At 66.4% G+C, this 17,213-nt stretch carries 13 protein-coding genes; 9 read left to right on the top strand and 4 right to left on the bottom strand.

Annotation, left to right across the window (positions count from 1 at the left end):
* The first annotated feature begins 336 nt into the window (after positions 1-336).
* Positions 337-1,920, top strand: coding sequence for an NAD(P)H-dependent oxidoreductase subunit E (locus KL771_RS06445; RefSeq protein WP_261968085.1), 1,584 nt, complete (start codon positions 337-339; stop codon positions 1,918-1,920).
* Between the two features lie 53 nt (positions 1,921-1,973).
* Here the strand turns inward: KL771_RS06445 and KL771_RS06440 are convergent, their stop codons facing one another.
* Together KL771_RS06440 and KL771_RS06435 are read right to left on the bottom strand one after the other, a co-directional pair.
* Positions 1,974-2,318 (bottom strand): hypothetical protein, encoded by a 345-nt coding sequence (locus KL771_RS06440; protein WP_261967730.1) that lies wholly within the window; start codon positions 2,316-2,318, stop codon positions 1,974-1,976.
* A 4-nt stretch (positions 2,319-2,322) separates the two neighbouring features.
* Positions 2,323-2,643 carry a type II toxin-antitoxin system RelE/ParE family toxin gene (locus KL771_RS06435; RefSeq protein WP_261967729.1) on the bottom strand — a complete coding sequence of 107 codons (321 nt, stop codon included), beginning with the start codon at positions 2,641-2,643 and terminating at the stop codon, positions 2,323-2,325.
* A gap of 85 nt (positions 2,644-2,728) precedes the next feature.
* On the opposite strand from KL771_RS06435, the gene fdhF reads away from it, so the two are divergent.
* Both fdhF and KL771_RS06425 read left to right on the top strand, forming a co-directional pair.
* Positions 2,729-5,500: a formate dehydrogenase subunit alpha gene (fdhF, locus tag KL771_RS06430; protein WP_261967728.1), complete on the top strand. Its 2,772-nt coding sequence runs from the start codon at positions 2,729-2,731 to the stop codon at positions 5,498-5,500.
* A gap of 423 nt (positions 5,501-5,923) precedes the next feature.
* Positions 5,924-6,442 (top strand): hypothetical protein, encoded by a 519-nt coding sequence (locus KL771_RS06425; protein WP_261967727.1) that lies wholly within the window; start codon positions 5,924-5,926, stop codon positions 6,440-6,442.
* Positions 6,443-6,531: 89 nt separating this feature from the next.
* Here the strand turns inward: KL771_RS06425 and KL771_RS06420 are convergent, their stop codons facing one another.
* Positions 6,532-7,239, bottom strand: a complete 708-nt coding sequence (locus KL771_RS06420; protein WP_261967726.1) for a class II aldolase/adducin family protein — start codon at positions 7,237-7,239, stop codon at positions 6,532-6,534.
* A 214-nt stretch (positions 7,240-7,453) separates the two neighbouring features.
* Here KL771_RS06420 and KL771_RS06415 point away from each other — a divergent pair, with 214 nt between their 5' ends.
* From KL771_RS06415 to KL771_RS06395, 5 genes are all read left to right on the top strand, one after another.
* Positions 7,454-8,053, top strand: a complete 600-nt coding sequence (locus KL771_RS06415) for a TetR/AcrR family transcriptional regulator (RefSeq protein WP_261967725.1) — start codon at positions 7,454-7,456, stop codon at positions 8,051-8,053.
* Between the two features lie 69 nt (positions 8,054-8,122).
* Positions 8,123-9,238 (top strand): efflux RND transporter periplasmic adaptor subunit, encoded by a 1,116-nt coding sequence (locus KL771_RS06410; RefSeq protein WP_261967724.1) that lies wholly within the window; start codon positions 8,123-8,125, stop codon positions 9,236-9,238.
* A gap of 95 nt (positions 9,239-9,333) precedes the next feature.
* Complete coding sequence (locus KL771_RS06405) at positions 9,334-12,528, top strand: efflux RND transporter permease subunit (protein WP_261967723.1); 3,195 nt, start codon at positions 9,334-9,336, stop codon at positions 12,526-12,528.
* 101 nt (positions 12,529-12,629) lie between these two features.
* Positions 12,630-14,072: a hypothetical protein gene (locus KL771_RS06400; protein ID WP_261967722.1), complete on the top strand. Its 1,443-nt coding sequence runs from the start codon at positions 12,630-12,632 to the stop codon at positions 14,070-14,072.
* 86 nt (positions 14,073-14,158) lie between these two features.
* Positions 14,159-14,665, top strand: a complete 507-nt coding sequence (locus tag KL771_RS06395) for a type III secretion system chaperone (protein ID WP_261967721.1) — start codon at positions 14,159-14,161, stop codon at positions 14,663-14,665.
* 92 nt (positions 14,666-14,757) lie between these two features.
* Here KL771_RS06395 and KL771_RS06390 read toward each other — a convergent pair whose 3' ends face one another.
* Positions 14,758-15,795: a LacI family DNA-binding transcriptional regulator gene (locus tag KL771_RS06390; protein WP_261967720.1), complete on the bottom strand. Its 1,038-nt coding sequence runs from the start codon at positions 15,793-15,795 to the stop codon at positions 14,758-14,760.
* Positions 15,796-15,997: 202 nt separating this feature from the next.
* Here KL771_RS06390 and KL771_RS06385 point away from each other — a divergent pair, with 202 nt between their 5' ends.
* On the top strand, positions 15,998-17,173 hold the full coding sequence (locus KL771_RS06385) for a fumarylacetoacetate hydrolase family protein (RefSeq protein ID WP_261968084.1): 1,176 nt from the start codon (positions 15,998-16,000) through the stop codon (positions 17,171-17,173).
* Positions 17,174-17,213: the final 40 nt, after the last annotated feature.

Here is a 17,213-nt window from a genome sequence, read left to right as displayed (position 1 = left end):
GATCATAATTCCAGGCGCGCCGGGCATAGCCAGGAGCTATTTTCCCTCCGCCACACCGAAGGGTCCGGAGGCGGGCCATCTTGTTCTGGCCGCATCTCGGGCCGATCCTTGGGTCGTGGACGCCGCGTCCGGCGCGTCCCGGGCTTCGGTGGCCGATACCGGCCCGGTTCGCCCGGTCCGATCGCGGCAGCCGGCAACCAAGAACGAGACGCTGAGGGGGAAACCTTGAACATCCAGCGCAAGATCACGGGCGGCCCCGGCAAGGGACGCGACATCTCCAAGCCCAAGGGTCGGCCGATCGACGAGTTGGCCCTCGCGGAGGTGCGCGCGCTGCTGATGGATCGGCCCCGCCGGCGCGACCTGCTGATCGAACACCTGCATCTGATCCAGGACATGTTCGGCTGCCTGCATGCGCGCCACATCAACGCGCTCGCCCACGAAATGCGCCTCGCCCAGGCCGAGGTCTTCGAGGTGGCGAGCTTCTATCACCATTTCGACGTGGTCCGCGAAGGCGAGCCCGCCCCGGCCAAGCTGACGATCCGGGTCTGCGATTCGCTGTCCTGCGCGCTCGCCGGCGCCGAGACGCTGACCGCGGCGCTGAAATCCGGGCTCGATGCCGCCGACGTGCGCGTCGTCCATGCGCCCTGCATGGGCCGCTGCGCCGAGGCGCCGGCCGTGATGGTCGGCCGCCATGCCTTCGGCCATGCCAGCGTCGAGACCGTGACCGCCGCGGTCGAGGCCGGCCGTACTGTCCCCGAGGTGCCCCACTACCGCAGCTTCCACGACTATCGCGCCGCCGGCGGCTATCGGCTGCTTGAGGCCTGCCTCAAGGGCGGACGCAGCCCGGAGGAGCTGATCGCGATCCTGTCGGATGCGGGCCTGCGCGGCCTCGGCGGCGCCGGCTTCCCGGCCGGCCGCAAGTGGCAGTTCGTGCGTGGCTACAAAGGCCCGCGCCTGATGACCGTCAACGGCGACGAGGGCGAGCCTGGCACCTTCAAGGACCGCCACTATCTCGAAACCGACCCGCACCGGATGATCGAGGGCGCGCTGATCGCGGCCTGGGCGGTCGGGGCGGAGCGCATCTACATCTATATGCGCGACGAATATCCGACCGTGCTCGACATCCTCGCCAAGGAGATCGCCGCCGTCGAACTGTCCGGCCTCGCCACCCATGCGCCGATCGAACTGCGCCGCGGCGCGGGCGCCTATATCTGCGGCGAAGAGTCGGCGATGCTGGAATCGATCGAGGGCAAGCGCGGCATGCCGCGCCACCGGCCGCCCTATATCGCCGAGGTCGGCCTGTTCGGCCGGCCGACGCTCAACCACAATGTCGAGACCCTCTACTGGATCCGCGACATCGTCGAGAAGGGCGCGGCCTGGTTCTCGTCGCAGGGCAAGGAAGGCCATAAGGGCTTCCGGTCCTATTCGGTCTCGGGCCGCGTGCGCCAGCCGGGCGTCAAGGTCGCGCCGGCCGGCATCTCGGTGCGCGAACTGATCGACGAGCATTGCGGCGGCATGCTCGACGGCCACGCCTTCGCGGGCTTCCTGCCGGGCGGCGCCTCCGGCGGCATTTTCCCGGCCACGATGGGCGACCTGCCGCTTGATTTCGGCACTTTCGAGAAGTTCGGCGGCTTCGTCGGCTCGCACGCCGTGGTGATCCTGTCCGACCAGGACGACATCAAGGCGGCGGCCCTGAACCTGATGTCCTTCTTCAAGGACGAAAGCTGCGGCCAGTGCACGCCCTGCCGGGTCGGCAGCGAGAAGATGGTCGCGCTCCTGAAGAGCGGCGCGCCGATCGAGGAGAGCGCCATCCGCGACCTGATGCAGGTCATGCGCGATGCCTCGATCTGTGGCCTCGGTCAGGCCGCCTCCAACCCGGTCAACCATTGGTTGACCTATTTCGCGGGCGCCGGGAAGTGAGCGCCCGGCATCAGGGCCGCCCGGCCGGCGTGCGGGCGAGCGAGGGCGAGAGGCTATTCGGCGGCTTCGCGTCCGGGCCCGGTCGCGATCGGGGAGACGCTCATCTCGATCTGCTCGATCCGGGCGAGGCCGCGCAGAACGGCGAGCGCCAGACCGTCATCGCCGACGCCGTTGCCGGCGAGATAGTCACCGACGGCCTGCTCTGTCAGGCCGGCGGCGGTCGCCACGTCGCCGGTCGCGTAGGCACCGAGGATCAGGTCGCGCAGCAGGATATGGGCCGCGCGCGCTTCGCCGCCGATCAGAAGTCCTGCGGCTTCCGTGATCGTGTGCCGCCGATGCTCGGGGTCTTCCCGCGCCAGATCCTGGAAGAAGGTCCCGATCGGTTCGGCTCCCACCATGCTGTCAGCCTCGTCGGTTTGCGCTGTAGGTTGCCCAGCGATGCTTGGCGGTTCGAATGTCGTCCTGTTGGCGGGACTTCGTGCCACCGCCCAGAAGAACGATCAGTTCATGGCCGATCCGGCCCAGATATAGCCGATATCCGGGTCCCCAGTCGATCCGATACTCGAGAAGCCCGTCGCCGACGGACTTTAGCGAAGCGAGATTGCCGGCGCCCATGCGCGCGATCGCGGTCGCAATCTTCGACCGCGCCGGGCCCGGCAGGTCGCGGATCCACTCCGCGACCGGCTTGCGCCCATCCTCGTCGACAAAGAACAGAATCTCCATCGCGTAACGCTACATCCGGCCGCCCGGCGGCTGCAACCAGACCAACATGCGTCACAATCCTTGAATGCAAGGGCGGGAGACACCCATGACCGACACCATCACCTTCACCCTCGACGGACGTGAAGTCGAGGCGCGGCCGGGCGAGACGATCTGGCAGGTGGCCGAGCGGGTCGGAACCGAGATTCCGCATCTGTGCTGGCTTCCGGAGCCGGGTTATCGGGCCGATGGCAACTGCCGGGCCTGCGTGGTCGAGATCGAGGGCGAGCGCGTGCTGGCCGCCTCCTGCGTGCGCAAGCCGGCGCCCGGCATGGTGGTGAAGACCGCCTCGGAACGCGCCAAGAAGTCGCGCGAGATGGTGTTCGAGCTCCTCCTCGCCGACCAGCCGGCCCGCGAGGGTCACCGCGACCCGGATTCCTCGTTCTGGAAGTGGGTCGATACCATGGGGGTGGAGGCTTCGCGCTATCCGGCCGGCCATGCGCCCGCGCAGGATGCCTCGCATCCGGCGATCGCGGTCAATCTGGATGCCTGCATCTCCTGCGGCCTGTGCGTGCGCGCCTGCCGCGAGGTCCAGGTCAACGACGTGATCGGCATGGCCTGGCGCGGCCACGCTATGAAGCCGGTCTTCGACATCAACGATCCGATGGCCGAATCCACCTGCGTGGCCTGCGGCGAATGCGTCCAGGCCTGCCCGACCGGCGCGCTCTATGAGAAGAGCCTGATGGATGCCGAGGCCAAGTCGCGCACCGTATGGGCCGACAAGGTCGTCAATTCCGTCTGCCCCTATTGCGGCGTCGGCTGCCAGACCAAGGTCGCCGTCAAGGACGACCGGATCGTCCAGGTCGACGGCCGCGACGGCCCGTCCAACGAGAACCGGCTGTGCGTCAAGGGCCGCTTCGGCTTCGACTATGTGCGCCATCCGCAGCGCCTGATGAAGCCGCTGATCCGCCGTGAGGGCGTAGCCAAGTCGCTCGACAACCTGCCCGATCCGTCCAATCCCTGGACGCATTTCCGCGAGGCGACCTGGGAGGAGGCGCTGGAGAAGGCGGCCTCCGGCCTCGCCCGCACGCGCGACACGCACGGTCCCCATGCGCTCGCCGGCTTCGGCTCGGCCAAGGGCACCAACGAGGAGGCCTACCTGTTCCAGAAGCTGGTCCGGGTCGGCTTCGGCTCCAACAATGTCGACCATTGCACCCGGCTGTGCCATGCCTCCTCGGTCGCGGCCCTGATGGAGGGCGTCGGCTCCGGTGCGGTCTCGGCGCCGTTCATGGCCGCCGCGGATGCCGATTTCATCATCGTCATCGGCGCGCGCCCCGAACAGAACCACCCGGTCGCCAACACCTATTTCAAGCAGGCGGCCAAGGCCGGCAAGAAGATCGTCGTGATGGACCCGCGCGGCCAGGGTCTGTCGCGCTTCGCCTGGCGTTCGCTGCAGTTCAAGCCGGGCGCCGACGTGGCGATGCTCAACGCCATGCTGAACGTCATCGTCACCGAGAAGCTCTATGACGAGCAATATATCCAGGCCAATGTCGACGGCTTCGAGGCGCTGAAGGCCAAGGTGGCCGACTTCACGCCGGAGGCGATGGAGCCGGTCTGCGGCATCGCTGCCGCGACGCTGCGCGAGGTGGCGCGCACCTACGCGACCTCGGAACGCTCGATCATCTTCTGGGGCATGGGCGTCTCGCAGCATACCCACGGCACCGACAATGCGCGCTGCCTGATCGCCCTGGCGCTGATCACCGGCCATGTCGGCCGGCCCGGCACGGGCCTGCATCCGCTGCGCGGCCAGAACAACGTCCAGGGCGCCTCGGATGCCGGCCTGATCCCGATGGTCTTCCCGGACTATCAGTCGGTCGAGAATCCGGACGTGCGCGGGCGGTTCGAGGATCTGTGGGGCCGCACGCTCGATCCGAAGCGCGGCCTGACCGTGGTCGAGATCATCGACGAGGCCTATGACGGCAAGATCAAGGCGATGTATGTGCAGGGCGAAAACCCGGCCATGTCGGACCCGGACCAGAACCATGCCCGGGCGGCGCTCTGCCGGCTCGACCATCTGGTCGTGCAGGACATCTTCCTGACCGAGACCGCGCTCTATGCCGACGTGGTCCTGCCGGCCTCGGCCCATGCCGAGAAGCTCGGCACCTACACCAACACCAACCGCCAGGTGCAGATGGGCCGCCCGGCCCTCAACCTGCCCGGCGAGGCGCGTCAGGATTGGGAGATCCTCTACGACATCGGCCGGCGCATCGGCGTCGGCTGGACTTACGAGACCGTCGCCGACGTGTTCGCCGAGATGGCCTCGACCATGCCGTCGCTCAAGAACATCTCCTGGGACCGCGTGATGCGCGAGGAGAGCGTCACCTATCCGGCCGACGCACCGGACCGGCCCGGCAACGAGATCATCTTCGCGCAGGGCTTCCCGACCCGCGACGGCCGCGCCCGGATCGTGCCGGCCGACGTGCTGCCGCCCGACGAGATGCCGGACGTGGAGTTCCCTCTGGTCCTCTCGACCGGGCGCATGCTGGAGCATTGGCATACCGGCTCGATGACCCGGCGCGCCGGCATGCTCGACGCGCTCGAGCCTGAGCCCGTCGCGTTGATGAACCCGCGCGAGATCCTGCGCCGCGAGATGCGGGCCGGCGAGGTCGTGCAGGTGTCCACCCGGCGCGGCGAGATCGAACTGACGCTTCGCGCCGACCGTGACTGTCCGGAAGGCTTCGTCTTCGTCCCCTTCTGCTTCAACGAGGCCGCCGCCAACTTCCTGACCAACCCGCAGCTCGACCCCTTCGGCAAGATCCCGGAATTCAAATACTGCGCCGCCCGGGTCGACAAGCGTTCGGTGCGCGAGGCGGCGGAGTAGGGGGGGCTGTCGCCTTCTGAATCAACCGGATCGCGCAATGGTGGTGCGATCCGGTTGACATTGATTTGAAATTGTTGAAATCTCAATCCCTGTGTTGCTCGACTGACTGATCTTTCCAGCTTGGGGGGACGGTATGAGGCGCAGGCGCATTACCATACAATTGGCTTGCCTCTTTGTTTTGTTCTCGGGCGCCACTTTGGCGGCGGATGGTGCCGTCGTTTCTGGGTCTCTATCGCCCGAAGCAGAGTGCGAGCTTCTTTGTCGGCGCTCATTCAACGAGAAGCTTTCTGCCGAAGACAAAACGAAGCTGGCAATTTGCCAAAGCAGCAGCAATTGCAGTGCGCAAAATGAAGGTGGCCTGAATTTTGGTTCAACAATCAAGGCGCCGTTTAAGATAGAAGCTCCAAAATTTGGAGAATAGAAATGCGCAGCGAGATTTCAACGCTCTATGTTATGATGCGACCGATCGCGTTCGCTGTATTATTTTCAGGTCTTCTTGTATTTTTTAGTTCTTTTGAATCAAAGAAAGAAGTTGAATATGGTGGTAAAAGGAATTTGTTTTTTCACTACCTTTCATTGGTTCTGCCAATTTCCATTGCCGCATTCTTCTGCGGCTTCATCGCCGCTACAAGCCGGATCGGGGTCGCCGGCCAGCTCGTTACGGGTGTCCTTGGTGTAACCAGTGCCGCGCTGGTTTATTTTTATTCTTCGAATGCCCACAAGACCTCGATTGCCGGCCTCGGGACGGTCGTGATTGCTATCGCGGTCCTCTATGGCTCCTTCTACGGTACGGAAGTTCGGGATGGCTACCGGCTGCAACGGCTTGTCGATGCCGCCGTTCAAGAAAAGAAAATCCGAACGTTCCGCGAGAATCTTGATTTGCCCACGTCGGCGCTCGAAACGGAGATCTTCAAGGTCATCCACTCGTTGGAGCCGAAATAAGATCGTCCGACGGATTGGGCATATCGCTTCTCGTCAGTTGTGATCCTTGCTCCAATTCAGGCGCAGGCGAACGCGCAAATTCGCCACCCTCACCCGTCCCGCCGGACCGGTCGGTCCATCATCGCGACCTCCTCGGGGGTGCAGTCGCGGGGTTGCTTGCCGTAGGTGCGGAAGCGGCGCATGACCTCGGTCATCTCGGTGTCGTCGAGGATGACGGGCGTGCCGAGCGTGCGGACGATGGCGTATTGGCGGCACAGATATTCGACCTCGCCGGCGACCGAATAGGCCTGCGCGAGCGTCTTGCCGTAGGCGATCTGGCCGTGATTGGCGAGGAGGCACGCGGTGCGGTCGTCGGCGAGCGCCTCGATCATGGCGTCGGACAGTTCAGCCGTGCCGAAGGTGGCGTAGCGCGCGGTCCGGAGCGTCGGGCCGCCCTGCTTGCCGATCATGTAGTGGAAGGCCGGGATCTCGATCCTGAGGCAGGAGAGGGCGGTCGCGTAGGGCGAGTGGACATGGACCACCGCCCGGGCGGCCGGCAGGTTCAGATAGATGTCGCGGTGCAGCCGCCATTCCACCGACGGCATCCACTCGCCTTCGTAGCCGCCTTCGAGGTCGCAGAACACGATCTGATCCGGCGTCGTCTTCTCGTAGGGGATGCCGGACGGGGTGACCAGGAAGCCGCCGTCGACCCGGACCGAGACATTGCCGGCGGTGCCGAAGGTCAGCCCCGTGCGGGCCATGTCGCAGGCCACGGCGATGATTTCGCTGCGCAGGGCGACATCGTGCTTGGTCGGCATGCGGGCCTCGGATCTGGGGGTGGAAGCGCTGCCATTTCCGGCCGCAGCCGATTTTCGCGCGGCATCGCGCCGATCGCCTCTGCTCTAGCCCAATGCAGGGTCCCGCTCAATGGCGGCGCGCCATCCGGGAATTGACGGATCGTCCGCGCAGGTCTATATGGGTGATGAATTATGAAATTCGTCAGCAATCAATTGCTGCAATCTGGACCGCCCCATGACCGCGCATGCCATCGACGAGGCCCGGCAGGATACGAGGACCCGAATCCTCGAAGAAGCCGAGCGCCTGTTCCGCCACTATGGATATACCAAGACGACGGTCGCCGACATCGCCCGCGAGTTGGGCATGTCGCCGGCCAACGTCTACCGGTTCTTTCCCTCCAAGGCGGCGATCAACGAGGCCATCGCGGACCGGATGCTGTCGGCGCGCGTCGCCCACTGCCGCACGATCGCGCGCGGAGCCGGCACGCCGACCGAGCGCGTCCGGGCGCTGCTGCTCGCCAACCATCATCAGACCGTCGAGGTCTTCCTCGACGAGAAAAAGGTGCACGAGATGGTCTCCGTGGCCATCCACGAGCAGTGGCAGGTGGTTCGACGCTTCATCCAGGAGACCACCGCGGTCTTCGCCGAGGTAATTGCGGAGGGCATGGCGACCGGCGAGTTCGCGCCCGGCGATCCGGTGCGGGTCGCGCGACGGACCCACCAGTGCTTCGTCACCCATATCCATCCGGAACTGGTCGTGCAGTGTCTTCAGGACTCCGATCGCGCCGGTCCCGAGGAGATGGCCGACTTCATTCTGCGTGCCTTGCGGCCCTGACCCGACCCTCGCGCGGACGCCCCGGGCGCCCGCGTGTTTTTTTGTCCGCGGACTGAGGAAAATTAGAATATGTCAGCGATCATTCGTTCGTCGGTGCTCGTTACGGTCCCGGCCCTCGTGGCGGCCGCCCTTCTGCTCGCGGGTTGCAAGGAGCAGGCGGCGGCGCCCGATCCGATCCGCCCGGTGAAGGCGATGGTGGTCTCGACCGCGGCATCGGAGCGGCATCTGAGCTATTCGGGGGCGGTGGAGGCGCGCATCAGCGCGGGCCTGGGCTTCCGGGTCGGCGGCAAGATCGTCGCGCGTCTGGTCAATGTCGGCGATCGCGTCGAAGCCGGCACCACGGTCGCGCGGCTCGATCCCGCGGATCTGCGTCTGGCGCTGCAGGCGGCGGAGGCGGCGGTCGAGGGCGCGAAGGCAAGAGTGCAGGTCGCCCGCGACGCCCTGGAGCGCAACCGCAGCCTCTTCGAGAAGGGCCATGTCGCCAAGGCGGCGCTGGACAAGGCGAGCCTCGAAACCGATCAGGCCGTGGCGGCGCTCGGCAGCGCCGTCTCGTCGCGCGACCAGGCCCTCAACCAGATCGGCTATGCCGACCTGAAGGCCGACGGTCCCGGCATCGTCACTGAGGTGCGCGGCGAGGCCGGTCAGGTCGTGGCGGCCGGCGCCGCCGTGATGACCATCGCACGCGACGGCGAAAAGGAAGCGCGCATCGCCGTGCCCGAGCAGGAGATCCGGCATTTCCGCAAGGGTGACATCGTCGAGGTGCGTTATTGGGCCGAGCCCGATCTCGTCCAGACCGGCCGCATCCGCGAGGTCGCCGGCAGCGCCGATGCCACCTCGCGCACCTTCGCGGTGCGCATCGCCCTGCCGGAGGACGAACGCCTGCGTCTCGGCCAGACCGCGACCGTCACGGCCTCGGTGCCGAGCGGTCCGCCGGCCGTCGTCGTCCCGCTCGCCGCGCTCTCGCAGCGCCCCGACGGGACCGTCGTCTGGGTGGTCGATCGGACGAGCGAGACCGTTTCGGCGCGCCGCGTCACGATCGGACCGACCGCACCGGCGGGCGTGCGCATCGTCGAAGGCCTCGGCGCGGGCGATCTGGTCGTTACCGCCGGCGCGCAGTTCATGACTGAAGGCCGCAAGATCCGGCTTGCCGGTTCCGAGATCGCCACGGCGCACGTCGCCCCCTGATCCGGCCCGCCCCACCCCGATTGCTGCCCGTTTCGTTCGCCCTGCGGCCCGGCCGGAGTGCGCACCATCCCTCCTGACTGTTCCTGGAGGCCGCCATGGCCCGTCCCGATTCCCGTTCCGGATTCAACCTGTCGCGCTGGGCCATCGAGCATCCGGGGCTGACGCGGTTCTTCTTCGTCATCACGCTCGTGGCCGGCATCCTGGCCATGGTCCGCATGGGGCAGAAGGAAGATCCGGACTTCACCTTCCGGGTGATGGTGGTGCAGGCGGTCTGGCCGGGCGCGACGCTGGAGGAGATGCAGAACCAGGTCACCGACAAGCTGGAACGCAAGCTGCAGGAGACCCCCAATCTCGACGTGCTGAAGACCTACACGCGCGCCGGCAGCACGGTCATCATGGTCAATATCAAGGGCTCGGCCGCCGGTCGCGACGTGAGCGACGCCTTCTATCAGGTGCGCAAGAAGGTCGGCGACATCGCCGGAGATCTGCCGTCCGGCGTGCTCGGACCCTATTTCAATGACGAATTCGGCGACACCTATATCGCCCTTTACGCCTTTACCGGGCGCGGCTTCTCGGCGCCCGAGCTGGAAGACTACGCCAAGCGGGCGCGGGACGTCGTCCTGACCGTTCCGGGCATCGAGAAGGCGCAGGTCCTCGGCGCGCAGGACGAGCGCGTCTATATCGACATCGCCTCCCGGGCGCTGGCCGAACGCGGCCTCACGGTGGCGGCAATCTCCAGCGCGCTCGCCGCCCAGACCTCGATCGACCCGGCCGGCCGGGTCGAGACGGCGGAGCGTTCGGTGCGGCTGACCGTCGGCGGCACCCTGGTGACCGTCGAGGATCTGGCGGAACTTCGCCTTTCGGTGGGCTCCCAGGTGGTCCGGCTCGGCGACATCGCCACCGTCTCGCGCGGGCTGATCGATCCTGCGGATCGCAAGTTCCGCTTCAACGGCGAGGATGCCGTCCTGCTCGGCATGGTGATGGCCAAGGGACAGAACGTCACCGTGGTCGGCGAGGCGCTGCACGTCGCCCTCAAGGGTGTGGAGGCCAATCTGCCGATCGGCGTCAAGCTCGGCCGGATTTCCGATCAGGCGTCGGTCGTCGAGGGCTCGATCCACGAATTCGCCGAGGCGCTGATCGAGGCATTGGCCATCGTGCTGGTCGTCTCCTTCATCTCGATCGGCTGGCGCGCCGGCATCGTGGTCGCGGTGACGATTCCGCTCGTGCTGGCGGCGACCTTCGCGGTCATGTCCCAGATGGGCATCGACCTGCAGCGCATCTCGCTCGGCGCCCTGATCATCGCACTCGGTCTGCTGGTCGACGATGCCATGATCGCGGTCGAGATGATGGAACGCAAGTTGGAGGAGGGGCGGGACAAGCTGTCGGCGGCGAGCTTCGCCTATACGTCGACCGCCTTCCCGATGCTGACCGGCACGCTGATCACGACGGCGGGGTTCATACCGGTCGGCTTTGCAGCGTCGACGGCGGGCGAATATGTCAACTCGCTGTTCTGGGTGGTCGGCATCGCACTGGTCACCTCGTGGATCGCGGCGGTTTATTTCACGCCCTGGATCGGCACCCTGGTGCTCAAGGAGCGCCGGCATCCGGAGGGCGGCCATCACGATGTCTATGACAGCCGCTTCTATCGCGGCCTCAAGGCGAGCATCGGCTGGGCGGTCCGCCACCGCATCGTGGTGCTGATGGTGACCGGTCTCGTCTTCGCGGGCAGTCTCTACGGCTTCAAGTTCATTCCGAAGAGCTTCTTCCCGGAATCCACCCGGCTCGAACTCCTGGTCGACCTCTGGCTGCCGGAAGGCAGCGGGATCGGCGAGACCGAGCGCCAGGCGGCTGCCCTGGAGAAGCGGCTGGCCGCCGATCCGGATCAGAGCTACGTGGCCAGTTTCATCGGCGAGGGCGCCCCGCGCTTCTACCTGCCGCTCGATCAGCAACTGCGCAATCCGAATTTTGCCCAGCTGCTGATCGTCGCCAAGGATCTGCCGGCCCGCGAAAGGCTGATCGCCAAGACCCGCACCTGGCTGGCCGAGGACTTCCCGTCGGTGCGCTTCAAGGTCGATCGCCTGTTCAACGGGCCGCCGGTGGGTTGGGCCGTGCAGATGCGCGTCTCGGGTCCCGACAGGGCCGAGGTGCGGCGGATCGCCGATCGCGTCAAGGAGGCGTTCCGCGACGATCCGCGCGTGTCCAACGTCCATGACGACTGGCTCGAGCCGGTGCCGACGCTGAAGCTGTCGATCGACCAGGACCGCGCCCGCGCCCTCGGCATCTCCTCGCAGACGATCCGGCGCTCGCTGCAGGGGGCGCTCTCGGGCGCTCAGATCGGCACCTTCCGGGATGGCGAACGCACCGTCGCCATCATGGTGCGCGAACCGGCCGAGACCCGAAGCCTCCTGTCGGCGATCGACGGCATCTATGTGCCGACCGACCGGGGCGGCTCGGTCCCGCTCGCGCAGGTCGCCAAGCTGGAGACCCGGCTGGAGTCGGGCATCGAATGGCGGCGCAACCGGCTGCCGACGATCACGGTGCGCGGCGTGGTTCCCGACGGCATCCAGGGCAACGACGTGACCCCGGCCATCTACCAGGCCTTGAAGCCGGTGCGCGAGGCACTGCCGGCCGGTTACGGCATCGAGATGCAGGGCGGCATCGAGGAATCGGCCAAGAGCCAGGATTCGATTGCCGCCAAGGCGCCGGTCATGATCCTGGTCATGATGGTGCTGCTGATGATCCAGCTGCAGCATTTCGGCAAGGCGATGCTGGTCTTCATGACCGCTCCGCTCGGCCTGATCGGGGCCTCGGCGGCGCTTCTGGCCACCAACTCGGCCTTCGGCTTCGTCGCCATCCTGGGCGTGATCGCGCTCGCGGGCATCATCATGCGCAACTCGGTCATCCTGATCGACCAGATCGAACAGGACCGCGCCGCCGGCCTGTCGCCCTGGGAGGCGACCGTCGGTTCCGCCGTGCGCCGGTTCCGGCCGATCATCCTGACCGCCGCCGCGGCCGTGCTGGCGCTGATCCCGATCGCGCAGTCGGCCTTCTGGGGGCCGATGGCCTACGCGATGATGGGCGGCATCGTCGCCGCAACCGTGCTGACCCTGTTCGTGCTGCCGGCCTCCTATGCGCTCGCCTTCCGCGTCCGCCCGGACGCGCCGGCCGAAGACGGGGCCGCCGCCGTCGCAGCGGACCGAGCCGGCGCAGCGGCGGCTGTAGTCCGGCCGGCCTTCGGGCGCACGGATTCGGCGACGCGCGCGGACGACCGGCGCGAAGCCGCCGAGTAGTCGGCGATCCGGCTCAAGCTGCGTGAGTTGTGCCGGATATCACAACGCCGCCGTGCCCGCCCCGCTAGTCTCGGATCATCATCCAGACAACGGGGGCGGACATGGCGATCGGCGGGATCAAGGGCGGCAACACCGAAAACATCCAAATCCGGCGCAACGCGGTCACGGAAAAGACGACCGGGCCGCAGGTCGGCACGGGCGTCGACGCGCCGACGACCCCGAGGACCATGCCGAAGTCGAGCTTCGGCGCCTCCATCGTCAAGGCTTTCGCCGATCTCGGAACGCGTTTCAGCAAGTGGAACGCTGAACTGAAGCAGGCGCGCGCCGAGGCGCGCGAGATCGCCCGGCACGACGGCGCCAACAGCCGCCTGGAACGCCAGGACAAGGCCCACACCAAGAGTGCGGGAAAAAAATACACTCAGGCGACGCCGGACGACATCTTCAAGAAGTCCACCGCACTCGCCCAGGACAAGGACCCGGCGCAGCTGCGCTGCAACGTCAAGCAGCTGTTCGACCAGATCCAGAAGGAAGCGACCAAGCAGAAGGTCGACTGGAAGGAACTGGCGGTGCAAAAGATCAACGCCTCCCTGGACGGCACTTCGCTGATGGCCATTCAGGACATGTCGATCGACAACATCCGCAACGCGATGTCGTCCTACGACAAGGACGGACCGAAGAGTCAGGGCGTGCGCGATTTCGCCGAACTGATCTGTGACGGTCTGACCCGGGCGCGCGATCCGGAGGGCGCCAAGGCGTTGTTCAGCAAGAGCCTGAACGAATACCTGAACGATCCGGAGATCGGCAAGCCGACGGCGTTCCGCTCCAATGGCTCGGGAGCCACGGCGCTTGGCAAGCTGATGGAGGCGACGAGCCCGTCGAAGGGGCGCGAAACCTACCAATTGGCGTCCAACAGCATCCTGGAGAAGCATTCCGGGGGGCTGCAGGCGATCACCAAGCACTTCGAACGTATTATCTCTGCGGACAAGAGGGAGTTGGACGATTTCGAGAATCGTCGGCAGGCTGCCAAGGAGAAGAACCAGCCCTTCACCGAGCAAATGCCGCCTGGCAGCGGCACCAACGGGAACTGGTCGGAACTCTCTGATCCGGGGCACGTCAAGACGTTCAAGGACGCCGCCATGGACGTCATCGACGGTTTCTATGGCAATCCGAAAGCGGCTGCGAGCCAGGTTCCGGAGAGCTCGCGCCAACTGCTCAAGGAGTCGGCCGAGGTCATCCTGAAGCGCACGGACCTGTCGAAGGAGCAGAAGGAAACGGCGATCTTCACGATGTACAACAACTTCCTGGTCCTGCGCGATATCTCCGTCGGCATCGGCGAGGGCGGCCAGCGCTACGACAACGGTCATGAGAACGAGATCATGATCGGCACTCAAGTGGGCAATGCCATCCAGAAATGCGCCAACGGCGTCGCCAGACCCGGACAGGTCACCCCGGAAATGCGAGTTGCCTACAAGGAGATCTTCGATCACACCCAGACGAGCCTGAAGGCATTCTTCCTGGAATGCGGCATGCCGAAGGTGGTGTAGGGTCCGGGCGATAGCGAAGGCGACGATTTTGGGGTCAGGTCGACCGGCTCCCGCCGGTCGACCTGCCGCGCGACAGGGGGCGACGAATGCACGACGTGAACCATCTGCTCGATATCCTGAAGGCCAAGCTCGGACTGCCGCACCTGGCCTTCGACGACGACGGAAGGGCCGAGATCATCCTGCCCGACGCCGGTTCGATCTATCTGGCCCGCATCGAGCCGCAGATTCTGGAGCTGTCGTTCCGGCTGCCGGGGCTCGACAATCCGGATCTCGCAATGGCCCGGGCGATGCTGCAGGCCAACTGTCTCGGCATGGGTGTCGGTGCGGGTCGGCTGGCGCTCGATCCCCAGCGCGGCCGGGCCTTCTATTGCCTGCGCTGGAACGTGGCGCCGATGTCGGCGGCCGATGTCGAGCAGGACTTCGATCGCTTCGGCCAACTCGTCGCGTTCTGGGCGACCGAAGGCACCGACCTGATGCTGGCGGAAGCGGAGCCCGACACGAGCGGTCCGGAAGACTGGGCGGACGAAACCGCCGATACCGAAGATGACGAGGGTCCGCTGGTCGCGCCGTCGTCCTTTCCGATCCGGGTCTGACCGATAGCCGGCCGGTCCGTCCGCACCCGGCGGGAGTGAGTGGCCGGCCCCCGTCCGAGGCGGCTTACGCCGCTTCGCGCGGGGCCGCGGGATCAGACGGCGAGCGGCAGGTCGCTCGCCAGGCTGCGGCCACGCGGAGCCGCGGTGCTTTCGCGGACGATCAGTTCGGTCTTCCAGATGCGGGTCAGCGGCGCGTCCGCACGATCGCGGCGCGCGAGCAGATAGTCGACCGCATGGGCGGTCATCGCCTGGACGGGAATGGAGATCGCCGTCATCGGCGGGTGCATGAAGGCCACCACCGGATTGTCGCCAAAGGTTATGACCGACATGTCGGGCCCGACCGTCAGACCATGCTCCCGTACGGCGCGGACGGCGCCGATGCCGATCCGATCCGTGATCGAGATCGCGGCGGTCGGACGGTCCGGCCGGGCGAGCAGTTCGGACATCATCGCGAAGCCGCTGGCCTCGGCGAGCTTGCCGCACAGGATCGTGGTGCTGATGCCGAGCCCTGCGGCGGCCTTCAGGAAGGCGGCCTCGCGGGAGCGCGCGAACACCATCGGCTCGTCGCTGCTCAGCAGGGCGACCGACCGATGGCCGAGTTCGGCCAGATGCCGCATGGCTTCGGCAGTTGCCGCTTCGGTGTCGATATCCACATAGGCATAGGCCTTGGGATGGCTCGGTTCCGCACCGAAAGCGATGAACGGGAAGCCGACTTCGCACAGATAGTCAATTCGGCTATCGTTTTCACGAATACGCGGGACCAGAAGACCGTCAACGCGACCGCCTTCGACGATGCGCCGATAGGTCAGCGCCTCGGTCGGGCCCTGATCGGACGACAGGACCAGAAGGTCGACCTCGGTGCCCGAGAGGCGCCACCACGCGCCTTCCACCATATTGAGGAAATAGCGGTCGTCGAAGCCGCGGGCGCCGCCCGGGACGATGAAACCGATTCCATCGGCGCGACCGCGCTGCAGACGCCGGGCGACCTCGTTCGGAACATACTTGATCCGGTGCGCCTCGGCGACCACGCGTTCCCGGGTCGCCGCAGACACGTCGGAATAGCCGGCGAGCGCCCGGGACACGGTCGTAATGCTCACGCCAAGGCTCTGCGCGATCTGTCTGAGTGACATATTCCCATCCCGACCCGGATTCTGTCGACACAAGCAAGGTTGACTCGCCCGTGCCGACCGTCAATGACCATAGCAGGAAATCGCTATAACGGTATCGAATAGCATACTTCGAAAAGGCAATGTTTGCAGGCCTGCAGCGGTCATCTCGTACTTTGTGCTATCAGCGTTTCCGCAGACAAATGCCAGGAGGAAAGCCGTGCCGATGCCGAACTTCGATCTCAGCCCCGATTCGATCCTGCCGGCCGATGCCGCCAATGCCAGCCTGGTCGGCCGCGTCTGGCGCCCCGGCATCGGACCGGCCGTCGTGACCCTGCGCGGCGAGACGGTCGTCGACGTGACCAGCCGGGCCGTGCCGACGGTCCGCGACCTCATGGAAGCGGCCGATCCGGTCGGCCTGATCGCCGAGGGCGGCGAGCCGATCGGCTCGATCAGCGACATCCTGGCCAATTCTGACGAGAGCCGCCAGGATCCGAACCGGCCCTGGCTGCTGGCGCCGATCGACCTGCAGGCCGTCAAGGCTGCCGGCGTGACCTTCGTCATCTCGCTCCTGGAGCGGGTCATCGAGGAGCATGCGCGCGGCGCGCCCGAGAAGGCGGCTTCGATCCGCACCGAGATCGACAGCATCATCGGCCACGATCTGCGCGCGCTGCGGCCGGGTTCCGAAGAGGCCGCCCGGGTGAAGGACGTGCTGGTCGCCCGCGGCGTCTGGTCGCAGTATCTGGAGGTCGGCATCGGGCCGGACGCCGAGATCTTCACCAAGGGCCAGCCGCTGTCTTCGGTCGGCACCGGCGCCTCGGTCGGCCTGCACCCGATCTCGACCTGGAACAATCCCGAACCGGAAGTGGTCGTCGTGGTCAGTTCGACCGGGCGGATCGTCGGCGCGACGCTCGGCAACGACGTGAACCTGCGCGACGTGGAAGGGCGCTCGGCGCTGCTCCTCGGCAAGGCCAAGGACAACAACGCCTCGGGTGCGATCGGACCCTTCGTGCGCCTGTTCGACGGCAGTTTCGGGCTGGATACGATCAACCGGGCCGAGGTGACGCTGAACGTGGCCGGCGAGGACGGCTTCGTCCTCAAGGGCCGGTCCAACATGGCCGAGATCGCCCGGCCGGTCGAAGACTTGGTGACCGCCGCGATCGGGCCGCATCACCAGTATCCCGACGGCTTCGTGCTCTATCTCGGTACCATGTTCGCGCCGATCGAGGATCGCGACGCCCCCGGCAAGGGCTTCACCCACAAGCTCGGCGACGTGGTGCGCATCGCGACGCCGAGCCTCGGCGCTCTGGTCAACCGGGTCCGCCTGTCGACCGAATGCCCGCCCTGGACCTTCGGCCCCGGCGCGCTGATGCACAATCTGGCCCGGCGCGGCCTGCTCTGAGGACGTCGCCAGCGATCCGCGCCGGCTCGTTGCGCGCCGG

It is taken from the genome of Prosthecodimorpha staleyi (genome assembly GCF_018729455.1).
GTDB classification, from domain to species: domain Bacteria; phylum Pseudomonadota; class Alphaproteobacteria; order Rhizobiales; family Ancalomicrobiaceae; genus Prosthecodimorpha; species Prosthecodimorpha staleyi.
Note: the sequence above shows the minus strand (reverse complement) of the source record. Positions and strands in the feature narration are given on the sequence as shown.